We start from the raw sequence: 11,728 nt of genomic DNA on the forward strand, positions 1-11,728 counted from the left end.
GTGCAACGCCTCTCCCCGCGTGCGGGGAGAGGGCCGAAGCCCCCTTGACCGGGGGCTGAGGCGAGCGCGGCAGCGCGACGGTGAGGGGCCTCGCAGGTGGAGGCTCCCGCGGATGGGCCCCCTCACCCTCGCGGCCTCGCCGCTTGCGACGCCCGCCGGTCCGCGGGCGTCGCCCTCTCCCCGCAGGGCGGGGAGAGGGGATGGGCTCACTGCGTGTTCTTGGCGTCCTTGCCCATGATCTCGGGCGCCGAGATGTTCACGCCGCAGGCCGGGAAGGCGTTGGCGGCGAAGAAGTTGTCGGTGAGGTCGGGCCAGAAGTTCTCGCCCGCCTTCAGCGTCGTGTAGTCGACCACGGGGATCGGCACGGAGATGAGCTGGGGCATGGCGTTGCCCTCCAGCGCCGAGAGCGCCGCCTTCATGGAGATCGCCACGAGGCCCGGCGATTGGCCGTAGGAGAGACCCTTCAGGCCATCATTCGCGTGCTTGGCGATGAGCTTGCGGTAGCCGTTCTCCGCCTCGCCCGCCATGGGGACGAAGGGGTGCTTGGCATCCATCATGGCGCGCACCGTGCCCGTGGAGCCGCCCTGCGTGAACACGGCTTCGAATTTGCCGTGGACGGCGAGCGCGTCGGCGGTGGCCTTCTGGGCCGTGCCGTCGTCCCAGTTGCCCACGATCTCGACGATCTGCATCTTGGCGGCTTCCTTGCCCATCACCTCGCGGAAGCCGAGGTGCCGGTCGCGGTCGACGGAGTTGCCGGGCAGGCCGCGCACCTCGAGGACCTTGCCCTCGCGCTTGGAGCCGAGCTCCTTGAGGATGTGGCGGGCGGAGAGGCGGCCGATCTCGAGCTGGTCCTCGTTGACCTGCATCACCTTGTCGGTGTCGAGCACGTTGTCGAAGGGCACCACGACGACGTTGTTGCGGTCGGCGAGCCGGATGACGCGGTCGAAGCCGTCGGGGGCCACCGCGATGGTGATGATGGCGTCGTAGCCCTGGTTGATGAAGTCCTCCATCGCGCCGAGCTGGGCCGCGACGTCGGTGCCCGTGGAGACGACCTTCAGCTCCTTGATCTTCTCCTTCATGCCGGCCTGCTCGGCATAGGCCTTGGCGGTCTGGATCATCTGGATGCGCCAGGTGTTGCCCACGAAGCCGTTGACGATGGCGATCCGGTAGGGTCCGGGCTTCTTCGCCCACTGCATGTGCTTGGTCTCGCCGCTCCAGGGCTTGAAGCAGCCGGGCTCGGCGCCCGGCCCGGAGACGACCTTGGGCGCCGCGAGCGCCAGCGCCGTGGTGGAGAGGAAGCCGGCCAGTGCGAGGCCGATCAGCCGCGGGGTGTTCTTCATCGGTGGTGATCCTTCCCTGACATCCGTTAGGAAGCCCGTCTTGAGCAGGCTTGCGGCGAGTGTTGCAGCGCCCCCGGGCGGCAGGCAAGCGCGAAGTTTGTGCGCCGGCTTAGGCTTGCGCCTCTCTGCACAGCCCGTTGACACCGCCCCGGCTCCGGTCTTGTGATGGCGGGGCCGCCGGCGCAGGCTCCCAGCGAATCCGGCGAGGAGGGACGGCCATGGACCCGGTGCGCGAGATCCTCGACGAGCGTTTCACCCGCCTCGTCAACTCGAACGCGCGCCTCGACCTCTTGCACACGGGCTGCCGATGGGCGGAGGGGCCCGTCTACGTCCCGGCCTGGCGCTCGCTCATCTGGAGCGACATCCCCAACGACCGCATGCTGCGCTACGACGAGGCGACGGGAGCCGTGGGCGTGTTCCGGGAGCCCGCGGGCCATTCCAACGGCAACACCCTCGACCGCCAGGGCCGCCTCGTCTCCTGCGAGCACGGCAACCGGCGGGTGTCGCGCACGGAGCCCGACGGCTCCATCACGGTGCTCGCCGACCGCTTCGAGGGACGGCGCCTCAACAGCCCCAACGACGTGGTGGTGCGCTCCGACGGCACCATCTTCTTCACCGACCCCGCCTACGGCATCGACAGCGACTACGAGGGCCACAAGGCGGAGAGCGAGATCGGCGCCTGCCACCTCTACCGGATCGATCCCCGCTCGGGGGCTTTGTCGATCGCGGCGGACGACTTCGTGCGCCCCAACGGGCTGGCCTTCTCCCCCGACGAGCGCATCCTCTACGTCGCCGACACGGGCGCCACCCACGTGACCGACGGCCCGCGCCATATCCGCCGCTTCGCGGTGGCCGAGGACGGGCGGCTTAACGGAGGCGAGGTCTTCGCGGTCTGCACGGCGGGGCTGTTCGACGGCTTTCGCCTCGACACGGACGGGCGGATCTGGACCAGCGCCGGCGACGGGGTGCATTGCTACGATCCCGACGGCACCCTCATCGGCAAGGTGCTCGTGCCGGAGGTGGTGGCGAACGTGGCGTTCGGCGGCCCGAAGCGCCACCGGCTCTACATTTGCGCCACGACGTCGCTCTACGCGATCTATCTCACGGTGAACGGCGTCAAGACCGTGTGAGCCGCCAGGGGGCGGGACCGCCCGACCGTTCGGGCGAGGCAGAAGGCTATGAGGCGCGATGCCCCGCTATTTCTTTCATCTGGATTGCAACGGCACCGCCGTGCCCGACGGCACGGGCATGGAGTTCCAGGACGCGGACCAGGCCTGGGAGGCGACGCAGAAGACCGCGCGCGAGCTCATGCTCACCGAGCCCGAGCCCGGCGTGAACTGGCTCACCTGCGCCTTCGTGGTGATGGACGAGGCGGGGGAGACCGTGTTCGAGTTCCCCTTCAGCGAGGCGATCGAGGTGCCGCCCCGGCCCAATTGAGGGCGCGCCTCGCATCGGCGGACCGGCGGCAGGAGGACCAAGGCGCATGAGCGGGCACGACCACGACCATCACGGGGAAGACCACTGGCGCCACCACGGCGTCCAGGTGGTGAAGGGCGACCGGCTCGACCCGAACACGGCCCAGACCCCGGGCATGTTCCGCCAGGCCGCCATCAACCATGCCCGGGTCGGGGCGCAGAAGATCTGGGCCGGCACGGTCTCGATCCAGCCCGACGCCAAGACCGGCGTCCACCATCACGGCGAGCTGGAGAGCGTGATCTACGTGGTGCGCGGCCGGGCTCGGATGCGCTGGGGCGAGCGGCTCGAATATGTCGCCGAGGCGGGGCCCGGGGACTTCATCTACGTGCCGCCCTTCGTGCCCCACCAGGAGATCAACGCGAGCCCCGACGAGCCCCTCGAATGCGTCCTCGTGCGCTCCGACAACGAGGCGGTGGTGGTCAACATCACCGATGTCGACCCCGTCGAGGCGCCCAGCGAGGTCTACTGGATCGACCCGATCCATCGGAAGCCGGGCTGATACCGTAGGAGCTCGGAGGCAGGCTCGGAACCCCGGTCCCAACCCTCCCCTCATGCTGAGGAGGCCTACGTGGCAGGCCGTCTCGAAGCACGCAGGACGCTTCCACAGCCGTCGGGAGATCCCTGGAGCGCCCTTCGAGGCCCCGCGTTGCGGGGTACCTCAGAGCCTGCCCCCGCGAAGGCGGGGGACGAGGGGGGATGGTGGGAGAAAGGCCCTCTTCGGCGCCGGCCTCTCAGGCGGCTCCGCCGGCGAGGTGGCCGAACATGATGCGCCGGGCCTCGTCGTCCCAGTCGGCCTTGAAGGTATAGCGCTCCTTCAGGGCGCCGGCGCGCGCGGCGGCCGGGCGGGCGTTCACCTCGTCGAGCATGCGCCTCACGTTGGGGAAGGCCGACCAGGCGTCGTCGCCCATGACGAAGGGCACCATGCGGGCCCAGCCCCACACCGCCATGTCGACGATGGTGTAGGTGTCGCCGAGCACGAAGCGCCGCTCCGCGAGGCGCGCGTCGAGCACCCCGTAATGGCGCCGCGCCTCGTAGGCGTAGCGGTTCTGGGCATAAGGCACGGGCTCGGGGGCGAAATGCCGGAAGTGGACGGCCTGCCCCGAGAAGGGGCCGATGCCTGTCGCCACGAACATGAGCCAGGACAGGAGCTCGCCGCGCGCGGCGTCGCCGGCGGGGGGCAGGAAGCGGCCGGTCTTCTCGGCGAGATAGAGCAGGATGGCGTTCGAATCGAACACGACCGCGTCCCCGTCGACGATAGCGGGCACCTTGCCGTTGGGGTTGAGGGCGAGGAAATCGGGGGAGAACTGCTCGCCGCGCCGGGTATCGACCGGGTGGGCCTCGTAGGCGATCTCCGCCTCCTCGAGAAAAAGCGCCACCTTCATCGGATTGGGCGAGAGATTGAAGTAGAACCGGATCATGAGCGCGCTCCGCCAGGGGAGCGCCATATGGACGAGCGGGGCGGCGCAAGGCAAGGCCGGCCCTCGCCGAAGGACAGAATCGAGGAGCCCGCATGCCGTTCACGAGGAAGGACGCCGCAACCCTGGTGGAGCTCATGCGGGAGGCGGCACGCACCGAGATCATGCCCCGCTTCCGCAATCTCGACGCCGGGTCGATCCGCGAGAAGACCTCGGGGCTCGATCTCGTCACGGACGCGGACGAGGGGGCGGAGCGGGCCATGGAGGCGGGCCTGCGGCGCGCCTTCCCGGGCTGCCTCGTGGTGGGCGAGGAGGGCGTGAGCGCCGATCCCGGGCGCCTGCGCGGCCTGGGCGACGCGGATCTCGCCTTCATCCTCGACCCCGTGGACGGGACGCTCAACTTCGCCTCGGGGCTTCCCTTGTTCGGGGTGATGGCGGCGGCGCTGATCCGCGGCGAGATCGTGGGCGGGGTGATCCTCGACCCCGTCATGGACGACTGGGTGATGGCGGTGAGGGGCGAGGGGGCGTGGAGCGAGCGCCCGGACGGGCGCACGCGGGACCTGCGCGTGCGGGAGGCCGGCCCCGCGGGCGATCTCACGGGCAACGTCTCCTGGCGCTACCTGCCCGAGGCGGTGCGCGCGCCCGTCACGGGAGCCTATCCGGCCTTCGCGATGGTGACGGATTTCCGCTGCTCGGCCCACACCTACCGCCTGCTCGCGGCGGGGCACCTGCATTTCGGGTTCTCGTCGAGCGTGAAGCCCTGGGACCATGCGCCGGGATGGCTCATCCACCGGGAGGCGGGCGGCTACACGGCGCATTTCGACGGCACGCCCTACCGCCCGGTCCACGAGGGCGGCGGCCTCATCAGCGCGCCCGACGAGGCGACATTCCGGACGGTGCGCGACGTGCTCCTCGGGGGCGCGCCGCAGGAGGCGATCCCCCGGCCGGTCGAGCCGGGCGCCTGAGCGCGCCGCTCAGCTCAAGGCGTTGGCGAGCATGAGGCTGCCGAGGACCGCGAGCATCAGGCCCGCGGCCTTGTTGACGAGGTTCAGGGCCCGCCCCGACACGCGCCCGCGCAGGACCGCCACGGCGGTGCTGAGGGCCAGGTACCAGCCCGCCACCCCGGTGAAGACGCCCCCGACGAGGAGAGGCGCCTCGACGAGGTCCTCCGCGGAGGTCAGGGCGGGGAAGGCGGCGAAGAACAGGACCACGGTGAGCGGGTTGGCGAAGCCGAAGGTCAGGGCGTCGCGGTAGGACCGGGTCGGACGGGCGGGGCCGCATGCGGCGGGACCGGCGAGGGTCACGTCCCGCCGAATCGCCCGGTAGGCGAACCAGAACAGGAGCACCGCCGACACCACGGCGAGCGCGCTCATCGCGGCGCCGCCGATCGCCGCGGGGCCGAAGCCCAGCACGGCGATGAGGCCGTAGGTCATCTGGACGGTGGCCGCCGCGAGCCCCGTGGCAAGCCCCGCCGCGAGGCCGAACGCGAGCGTCTGCTGGATGCACAGGATCCCCATGGGACCGATCGGGACCGCGACGGCGAGGCCGACCCCGATGCCGGCCAGGAACGTCGCGAGGGACACGTGAGTCATGGGGGAGCCTTGGGCAGCCGGCCGGGAGCCCCTGCCCGGGAGGTGCCCGCGCAGAGGAGGTTCGAGCGTCGACGGCGCGGGCGCCGTCGCGGGGAAGCGCGGGGCTAGCGCGCGGCGGCGGGCTGCATGTAGCCCAGGGTGCTCTTCTCGGCGTCGCTCGACGTCACGCCCACGGGGCGGGGGTCGCCGCGCGCCTCGCCGGCGATCGAGGCCGTCTGCGAGACCTCCACCGTCGCGCATCGCAAGCCGACGCTGTCCTTCTCGGCGGCGCCGCTGACGGCGCCGACCTGCGCGATCCGGGCATCGGCGCACTCGGCGAGGGCGGGCCCGCCCATGGCGAGAACGAGGGCGGTGGCGGCCAGAACGGCGGTGACGGGGCGCATGGTTCTTCTCCCTCGGGCTGTTTTATCGGTCAATGCAAGATCAGGATGCGGTCGACAGGACGCAAACAAGGTTCCGAAGACCCGGCGCACGGCGCGCGGAGGCTTCAGGCCCAATAGACAGGACGCGGACGCGTGTCTTGAACCGACACACGACAGCATGGGACCGCACCCGCATCGGTCTCGTTGCGATTCGATGCGATGGCGGCGCCAGCCGACGATCGAGAATGCTCGCCTCTGCCTGATCCGTCCTCCGCCATTTGGCGGGGGCGTTTCAAATTTTGATGGTCGGATGCGCTGACGGCGCGCGCGATCACGTCAGGGGCGAGGCGAGCCCCATGACGACCTGCACCAGCTCGGCCTGCTTGTTGGTGTTCGTCTTGCGGTAGATCGCGTCGAGGTGGCTCTTGGCGGTGGAGCGGGCGACGCCCAGGACGCCCGCCGCCTCCGTGAGGGAGAGGCCCTGGAGCACCTGCGCCAGAACCTGGGTCTCGCCCGTCGTGAGATGGAAGAGGCTGTGGGCGGCCGCGAGCGGGGTGCGCAGCTCCGCGTCCCGCGCCCGCAGAAGCAGGAGGATCGGGCTGCCGATCTCGTCGCCGACCGCCTCGAGGCTCGCCCAGGTCGCGTGGAGGGCTCGCCCAAGGGGATCCGTGAGGATCGCGTCGCGGCCGCGCTGCCGGCGGGGGCCGCCGGGACCGGCGATCTCCCCCAGGAGGCGCAGCGCCTCGGGCGTCTGGCCGACGAGCCGCCCTTTCATCTCCCGGACGAGGCCGCCCGCCTCCAGCTCGCGCTGGGCGGCGGCGTTCGCGAAGCGGATGCGCCCCGCCGGATCGAGGATGAAGGCGGCCGCCGAGAGTGCGTCGAGCGCCGCCCGCAACGCGCCCGCCTCGATGCGCCGGTAGCCGAGCAGCCCCGAGATCCCGATGGCGCGGCGGATATGCGGGGAGAGCAGGCGGGCGAGATCGAGATCCTCGTCCTGGAAGGCCCTCCTCTCCTCGCCGCCCATCACGCCCCAGACGGCCGCCCGCGACATGTCCCGGGTGAGGCCCGTGACGAGGTAGTCGTAATAGCCGCGGCCGGCGAAGCACAGCTGCCAATAGCGGCTGTTGTGGAACGCCTCGATGTCGAACTCCCGCGAGGTGCACAGGGGCTCCATCAGGGGCGCCGTGAGCAGGGAGGAGGCGGCGGGGCTGATGGCGAAGTTCGCGAGCGCGCGCTCGCGCAGATCGTCGGGCCAGTTGTGGCAGGCCGTGAAGTGCCCCGTGCCCTTGAGCGGATCGAACACGCTGATGTCGGCCATGCGCCCGTTCACCGCCGCGGTGATCTCGCCCAGCGCCTCGGGCCAGAGGGCGTTGTCGAGGGCGCAATCGTAGATGCGGCCGATCAGGCCGGAAAATGCCTCGTCAGCCTTCATCACGTCTCCCGTCCCGCGCGGCCACGCGAATGACCCTACGGAACGTCGCGCGGCGGGGGTGGAGCTTCACGGCGAAGCCCCGGCCCGGCATCCACCAAATGGGGGATGCCGGGCCGGGCGGGGCGCGCCCCGCCGTCGCAGGGCGGCGGGTGACGCGGCCCGCCGCCGCTCCTCGTGCGCCTGCGCCTCAGGGGTGCAGCACCATCTGGTTGAAGGGATGGACATAGGCCTGGAGCATCACGAGCACGCCCACGAGGCAGGCCAGCGCGATGGAGTGCCAGAACACGAAGCGCAGGATCTTGCTCTCCTGGCCGAAATAGCCCGTGGCGGTGGAGGCCACCACGATCGACTGGGCGTCGATCATCTTGCCCATCACGCCGCCCGAGGAGTTCGCCGCCGCCATGAGGATGCCCGACAGGCCGAGCTGCTCGGCGCTGATCCGCTGCAGGCCGCCGAAGAGCACGTTCGAGGCGGTGTCCGATCCCGTGAGCGCCACGCCGAGCCAGCCGAGCAGCGTCCCGAAGAAGGGATAGAGCATGCCCGTGCCCGCGAAGGCGAGGCCGAGCGTCGCGTCGACGCCCGAATAGCGGGTGAGGACGCCCAGCGCCAGCATGGCCGCGATGGTGATGAGCGAGTAGCGCAGCACCCAGATCGTCTCGACATAGGCGGTGACGAGGCGCACGGGCGAGAAGCGCATCAGGAGCCCGGAGATGATCGCGGCGAAGAGCACGCCGGTTCCGGTGTAGCTCATGTAGGTGAAGGCGAAGACCGCGCCCTCGGGCGTGGGCTTGGCCACCACGGGCGGCACCTTCATGATCATGTTGTGCAGGCCCGGGACGGGGTAGTTCCAGGTGAAGATCGGGTTCACGATCGCCTTGAACCAGCCCGTGCCCCAGATCGCCACGATCACCGAGAGGATGATCCAGGGGAGCCAGGCGAGGAACACCTCGTTGCGCGAGGCGGTGCCGGGGGTGAAGACGGGCGCCGGGCCCTCGGGAACGCCCGCGCCGAGCGCCGCGGGGCGGGGCTCGCCGTAGCCGATGGACGGGTCGTGGCCGCGCAGCGCCGGCGAGGTCCAGAGCTCGGCGGGCCGCCAGCTGCGCAGGAAGAGCACGAGGCACCCCATGGAGACCAGGGAGGCCCCGATGTCGACGATCCACGGGTTGACGTAGTTCGAGATCAGGAACTGCGACACCGCGAAGGACGCGCCGCACACCAGGATCGCGGGCCAGACCTGAATCATGCCCCGGAAGCCCGCGAAGACCGCGATGAGCCAGAACGGCACCAGCACGGAGAAGAACGGCAGCTGGCGCCCGATCATCGCGCCGAGCACGTAGGGATCGTAGCCCGTCACGGAGGCGAGCCCCTGGACCGGTGCGCCGAGCGCCCCGTAGGCCACCGGCGCCGTGTTGGCGATGAGGGAGAGGCCCGAGGCCGCGAGCGGCGAGAAGCCGAGCCCGATGAGGATCGCGCCCGTCACCGCGACGGGCGTCCCGAAGCCGCCCGCGCCCTCGAAGAAGGCGCCGAAGGCGAAGGCGACGAGAAGGAGCTGGAGCCGCCGGTCCGCCGTGATGCCCGCCACCGATTGCTGGAGGATGGCGAAATAGCCCCGCTCCACGGTGAGCCGGTAGAGGAAGATCACGTTGAGGATGATCCAGCCGATGGGGAAGAAGCCCGTCACCATGCCGAGCAGGGTGGCGCGCGTGGCGAGCCCCGCCGGCATGCCGAAGCCGATCACCGCCACCGAGAAGGCGATGACGAGGGCGATGAGGGCCGCGATGTGGGCCTTGATCTTGCCGCTCGCGATCATGCCGAGCAGGGCGATGACGGGCAGCGAGGCCGCGATGGTCGACAGCCACGCGTTTCCGAACGGATCGTAGTTCTGGTTCCAGGTTTCCATGGCGCTCGGCTCCGGCGGACGAGAGTTGTTCCGTCCCGCGTTGAAACGTCCATCATGGACCCGGATTTCCCGAAAGACACAACAATGTCCTGTGGATAGCGGCCGCCGTTCGATCACGGCCGCGTTATCGGGACCGCCGCGGCGGCGAGACGGGCCGATACGCGCCCGCCCTCATGGGCTATCAAGGGAGGCCGGGCCGAACCCGGCCCGTCCCGGAGGTGCCCTCCCCCATGCTTCGCTCCACCAGCCCCGCCCGTCGCGCCGTCCTCGGCTTCCTGGCCGGCGTCCTGTCCGTGCTCCTCGTCCACCAGGTGGTGATCCTCGCCCTGTCGTCCGCAGGCCTGATCCAGGCCATGCCCTATTCCATGCGCCCGATCCCGCCGCTGGGTGTGCCCACGGTCGTCAACGGCGCGTTCTGGGGCGGGCTGTGGGGCGTCCTGTTCGCCTTCGTCGCCGACCGCCTGCCCCTGCCCGGCCTTTGGCTCAAGGGCCTCGTGTTCGGGCTCCTGGGGCCGCTCCTCGTGAACTGGTTCGTGGTGGCGCCCCTCAAGGGCCAGCCCATGGCGGGGGGCTTCGTGCCGGCGCGGATGTGGCCAGGCGTCGTCATCCTCGGCGCGTTCGGGATCGGGATCGCGTTGATCTACCGGCTCCTCCAGAGCCGGGTGGGCTCCCGGTAGCGGGGGCCCGCGGGCTTGAGCCCCGCGCCCGGGTGGCGCACGCTCGGGGCCACGAGTCGAGACCGATGCGAGAGCAGGACAGACCCATGCGCTTCTCCCGCCGCCACCTCCTGCAAGCCGCGGCCCTGGCGCCCTTCCTGAACGCGCCGCTTCCGCGCCCGGCCGGCGCCCAGGAGGCTCGCGCTGGGGAGGCCCGGGGCGGGCCCCTGCCGCCGATCTTGTTCCTGCACGGCAACGGGGATCATGCGGCGCTCTGGCTCACCACCCTGTGGCGGTTCGAGTCGAACGGCGTCCCGCGCGACCGGCTCACCGCCCTCAACTTCACCGATCCGCTCGCCCGCACCACGGATGCCGAGCCTCAGGCGGGGCGCTCGTCCACGGAGGACCAGGCGCGCGAGCTCGCCGAGGCGATCCGGGCGGTGCGGGAGCGGACGGGGGCGGCCCGGGTGGCGCTCGTGGGCAATTCCCGCGGGGGCTATCCCATCCGCAACCACGTCTCGCTGAAGGGAGGCGCGGCGGAGGTGAGCCACGCGGTCCTGTGCGGCACGCCCAACCGGGGCGTCTATGCCTGGGAGCAGAACCCGGGCGGCGAGTTCAACGGGCGCGGGCCCTTCCTCGCCCGGCTCAACGGCGGCGACACGGACGTGGTGCCCGGCACCGCCTTCCTCACCCTGCGCAGCGAGCGCAACGACAAGTTCGCGCAGCCCGACGGGCGCCTCCTCGGCCGCGCCGGCGTGCCCACCGGCATCTCGTTCGACGGGCCGGAGCTCCGGGGCGCCACGAACCTCGTCCTCGGCGAGCTCGACCACCGCGAGGCGGCCTACCACCCCCGCGCCTTCCGGGAGATGTTCCGCTTCATCGCCGGCCGGGAGCCCGACCGCCTCGACATCGTGCCGGAGGAGACCGTCACCCTCGACGGGCTCGTGACGGGGGTCGCGGGGGGCGTACCGAGCAACCGGCCGGTGGCCGACGCGTCGGTCGAGGTCCACCGCGTCGATCCCGCGACGGGCGAGCGCATCGGCGAGGCGGTCCACCGCCGCACGACGGGCGCGGACGGGCGCTGGGGGCCCGTGCGGGTCGAGCCGAGTTGGGCTTTGGAATTCGTGCTCGCCCTGCCGGGCCATCCCACGACCCACATCTACCGCTCAGCTTTTCCCCGCTCCTCCGACGTGGTGCATCTGCGGCCGGGCCGCGCCCTCGGGGCTGCGGATGCGGGCGCGGGGGCCGTGGTGCTCATGACCCGGCCGCGGGGCTATTTCGGCATCCCGCGCGACGTGGTGCTGCTCGACGGCCGCGAGGCGGCGGACGTGACCCGGGGCGTGCCCACGGACGCCACCACGACGGTGCGCCTGCCCGCCGCCGAGGCGGGCCGGGCGGTGGCGGGGGTGTTCAACCTGGAGCGCATCGTGGCCCGCGCCTGGCCGGCGGCCGAGAACCGCATCACGATCGCCGAGCTCACCTATTGAGGGATGGCCTCGCGGGCGGGCTCCGAGATTCCCAGCGCAGCCCGGCCTTGAAGGGCGCTCCAGGGGTC

Annotated in this window: 12 protein-coding genes; 6 read left to right on the forward strand and 6 right to left on the reverse strand. The window is 71.2% G+C overall.

What is annotated here, in order from left to right; genetic code table 11:
* Positions 1-206 precede the first annotated feature (206 nt).
* On the reverse strand, positions 207-1,340 hold the full coding sequence (locus tag F0L46_RS16865) for a sugar ABC transporter substrate-binding protein (protein WP_149819658.1): 1,134 nt from the start codon (positions 1,338-1,340) through the stop codon (positions 207-209).
* A gap of 218 nt (positions 1,341-1,558) precedes the next feature.
* On the opposite strand from F0L46_RS16865, the gene F0L46_RS16870 reads away from it, so the two are divergent.
* The 3 genes from F0L46_RS16870 to F0L46_RS16880 are packed head-to-tail and all read left to right on the forward strand — an operon-like array spanning position 1,559 to position 3,315.
* Entirely contained in the window at positions 1,559-2,470 is a 912-nt protein-coding gene (locus F0L46_RS16870; RefSeq protein WP_149819660.1) for an SMP-30/gluconolactonase/LRE family protein, read from the forward strand.
* A gap of 58 nt (positions 2,471-2,528) precedes the next feature.
* The gene (locus tag F0L46_RS16875; RefSeq protein ID WP_149819662.1) at positions 2,529-2,777 is read left to right on the forward strand and encodes a DUF6894 family protein; all 249 of its coding nucleotides are present in this window, start codon (positions 2,529-2,531) and stop codon (positions 2,775-2,777) included.
* 46 nt (positions 2,778-2,823) lie between these two features.
* Positions 2,824-3,315 (forward strand): cupin domain-containing protein, encoded by a 492-nt coding sequence (locus F0L46_RS16880; protein ID WP_149819664.1) that lies wholly within the window; start codon positions 2,824-2,826, stop codon positions 3,313-3,315.
* A 232-nt stretch (positions 3,316-3,547) separates the two neighbouring features.
* On the opposite strand, the gene F0L46_RS16885 is transcribed toward F0L46_RS16880, so the two are convergent.
* The gene (locus F0L46_RS16885; protein WP_149819666.1) at positions 3,548-4,234 is read right to left on the reverse strand and encodes a glutathione S-transferase family protein; all 687 of its coding nucleotides are present in this window, start codon (positions 4,232-4,234) and stop codon (positions 3,548-3,550) included.
* A 92-nt stretch (positions 4,235-4,326) separates the two neighbouring features.
* On the opposite strand from F0L46_RS16885, the gene F0L46_RS16890 reads away from it, so the two are divergent.
* On the forward strand, positions 4,327-5,196 hold the full coding sequence (locus tag F0L46_RS16890) for an inositol monophosphatase family protein (protein WP_149819668.1): 870 nt from the start codon (positions 4,327-4,329) through the stop codon (positions 5,194-5,196).
* Between the two features lie 9 nt (positions 5,197-5,205).
* On the opposite strand, the gene F0L46_RS16895 is transcribed toward F0L46_RS16890, so the two are convergent.
* The 4 genes from F0L46_RS16895 to F0L46_RS16905 form a co-directional block, all read right to left on the reverse strand.
* Positions 5,206-5,823 carry a LysE family translocator gene (locus tag F0L46_RS16895; protein WP_188312012.1) on the reverse strand — a complete coding sequence of 206 codons (618 nt, stop codon included), beginning with the start codon at positions 5,821-5,823 and terminating at the stop codon, positions 5,206-5,208.
* A gap of 104 nt (positions 5,824-5,927) precedes the next feature.
* Positions 5,928-6,206, reverse strand: a complete 279-nt coding sequence (locus tag F0L46_RS26245; RefSeq protein ID WP_188312013.1) for a hypothetical protein — start codon at positions 6,204-6,206, stop codon at positions 5,928-5,930.
* Positions 6,207-6,516: 310 nt separating this feature from the next.
* Complete coding sequence (locus tag F0L46_RS16900) at positions 6,517-7,617, reverse strand: helix-turn-helix transcriptional regulator (RefSeq protein ID WP_149819671.1); 1,101 nt, start codon at positions 7,615-7,617, stop codon at positions 6,517-6,519.
* 187 nt (positions 7,618-7,804) lie between these two features.
* Positions 7,805-9,517 (reverse strand): L-lactate permease, encoded by a 1,713-nt coding sequence (locus F0L46_RS16905; protein ID WP_149819673.1) that lies wholly within the window; start codon positions 9,515-9,517, stop codon positions 7,805-7,807.
* Positions 9,518-9,747: 230 nt separating this feature from the next.
* Between F0L46_RS16905 and F0L46_RS16910 the strand changes: the two genes are divergently transcribed.
* Together F0L46_RS16910 and F0L46_RS16915 are read left to right on the forward strand one after the other, a co-directional pair.
* Entirely contained in the window at positions 9,748-10,194 is a 447-nt protein-coding gene (locus tag F0L46_RS16910) for a hypothetical protein (protein WP_149819675.1), read from the forward strand.
* A gap of 86 nt (positions 10,195-10,280) precedes the next feature.
* Positions 10,281-11,660, forward strand: coding sequence for a hydrolase (locus F0L46_RS16915; protein ID WP_149819677.1), 1,380 nt, complete (start codon positions 10,281-10,283; stop codon positions 11,658-11,660).
* Positions 11,661-11,728 lie beyond the last annotated feature (68 nt).

Source organism: Salinarimonas soli (genome assembly GCF_008386575.1).
In the GTDB taxonomy this organism is placed as follows: domain Bacteria; phylum Pseudomonadota; class Alphaproteobacteria; order Rhizobiales; family Beijerinckiaceae; genus Salinarimonas_A; species Salinarimonas_A soli.